Below are 2451 nucleotides of genomic sequence, written 5' to 3' on the forward strand. Positions count from 1 at the left end.
ATGTGGTGGAGCAAAGGCAAGTCGCGGGTTACCAAAGGTGCACGAGCGCTGGCCTCGCCAATGATCATGTCCCTGGAGCCACGCATGCTGTTCGACGGCGCGGTGGCCGCCACGGTTGCCGACGCGGCCCAGGCTGACAGCCATACCACTGCCGACGCGGTCAAGGCACCGACTGCCGACCAGTCGGTCGACAGCAAGGACACCCAGGGCCAGGCCGATGCCACGCCAGCACCGACGCCTGTCGCGGTGCCGGGGCAGAGCGTGGTGTTCGTCGATTCGCGGGTCAAGGACGCCGCCAGCCTGCTGCAGGGCGTAGCGCCCGGCACTCAGGTGGTTCAACTGGATGCGAGCAAGGACGGCTTGCAGCAAATTGCCGACTATCTGGACACCCATCAGGGCATCAGTTCGGTGCAGATTATCGCCCACGGCAACGCAGGCGACCTGTGGCTGGGTAATAGTTATCTGTCGGCCGACAACGTCGCGGCCCGCAGCGCCGTGCTGGCGGAAATCGGCAAGGACATGAACGTCGGCGGCGACATTTTGATCTACGGTTGCTACACCGCCGAAGGTGAGCGTGGCCTGAGTTTCGTCGACTCCCTGACGCAAATGACCGGTCGTGACGTGGCGGCTTCCAGCAATCGCACAGGGCTGGGCGGAGACTGGGACCTGGAAATCGCCACCGGCAACATCGAAAGCGCCAACGTGCTCTCGACCACGGCCATGAGCGACTATCAGTGGGGCCTGGCCACCTGGACCGCCACCAACAACGCCAACACGGGCGTCGGTTCGTTGCGTGCCGCCATTGCCTCGGCGCAGAACGGCGATATCGTCACCTTCAGCGGCAGCATGACGGTGCAGCTGACCTCCGAACTGCTGATCAACAAGAACATCACCGTTGATGGCGACTTGAACAACGACGGCGCGGCGGACGTGATTCTCGATGGTCAGTACCGGACCCGAGTGATTGAAGTGAGCTCCGGCAGTATCGTGACGCTCGATGGCCTGGTGATCACCCGTGGCCTGGTCTCGGGTAATGGCGGCAACGGTGGCTACGGTGCCACGGGCGCGATGGCCGGGGGTATTTTCAACGCCGGGATTCTGACCCTGAACAACGTTACCGTGACCTCCAACGGGGCTTCCGGTGGCGGCGGCGGCGGCGGTGTCACGGGCGCTTTTTACGGCGGTGGCGGTGGTGGTGGCGGCGGTTTGGGCGGCCAGGGCGGCGGCAACGGTGGTTCGGTAGGGCCGGGCACCGGCACTTACGGCGGCCAGGCGGGCGGCGGTGGCGTCGGTGGTTACGGCGGTGGTTATGCCACCATGGGCGGTCGCGGTGGTACCAGCACCGGCGGAGTGGGTGGGGTGCCTTCTTTTAATTACAGCAACGGCGGTAACGGTGCGACGGCCACCAATGGCACGATTTCCATTGGCGGTGGCGGCGGCGGGGCCGGTTGGGACAAGGTAGGTGGCGCCGGCGGCAACGCGGTGGGCGGGATCTACAACGCCAGCAGCGGCACCATCACCATCGTCGGCACGTCGACCATCAGCAACAACATCGGCGCCGGTGGCGGCGGTGGCGGTGGTGGTGGCCAGGGCAGCAATGCCAGTAATGGCGGCATTGGCGGCCGGGGCGTCGGTGCGATCTGGAACAAGGGCACGCTGCTGATGACGGCCGCCAACTTCGCCGCCCTGGCCGGTAATGCCGCGGCCAGTGGTGCCGGTGGTACCGCGCAGGGCGGGGGTACAACCGGCACCTCGCCGACCTCCTTCGCGACCATCTACAACGACGGCGGTGTACTCAACACTGCCTATTCGCCACCGCCGACCGCGACTATTGTGGTCGCTGACACCACACTAGGCATCGGCGAAACGTCCTTGGTGACAATCACCTTTTCCGAAGCCGTGACCGGTTTCACCAATGCGGACCTGACCATCGCCAATGGCACCTTGACCGCAGTCAGCAGCAGCGATGGCGGCATCACCTGGACGGCAACATTTACCCCGTCCGCCAGTATTTCCGATACCAGCAACGTCATCACCCTGGACAACACCGGGGTGATAAACATCCTGGGTACCGCCGGTGTCGGCACCACCATCTCCAATAACTACACGGTCGACACCGTACGCCCGACCGCGACCATCGTAGTGGCGGATAATGCGCTGAGAGTCGGCGAAACCTCGCTGGTGACCATCACCTTCAACGAAGCGGTGAGCGGTTTCACCAATGCCGACCTGAGCATCGCCAACGGTACGCTCACGGCGGTGAGCAGCAGCGATGGCGGCATCACCTGGACCGCGACCTTCACACCCTCGGCGAGCATCAACGACACGACCAACCTGATCACCCTGGACAACACCGGGATCGCCGATCTGGCGGGCAACGCCGGCAGTGGCACCACCGATTCCAACAACTACGCCATCGACACCGTGCGTCCGACGGCCACGATTGTGCTG

General features: G+C 64.5%; 1 protein-coding gene. It reads left to right on the plus strand.

Features of this window, described 5'->3' with window-relative positions; genetic code table 11:
- Positions 1–84: 84 nt before the first annotated feature.
- Positions 85–2451: Ig-like domain-containing protein (locus tag V6M63_RS17255; RefSeq protein WP_332743876.1), on the plus strand; the 2367-nt coding region annotated here is incomplete at its 3' end.

Origin of the sequence: Hydrogenophaga sp., assembly GCF_036675665.1 — a bacterium.
Classification (GTDB): Bacteria; Pseudomonadota; Gammaproteobacteria; order Burkholderiales; family Burkholderiaceae_C; genus Hydrogenophaga.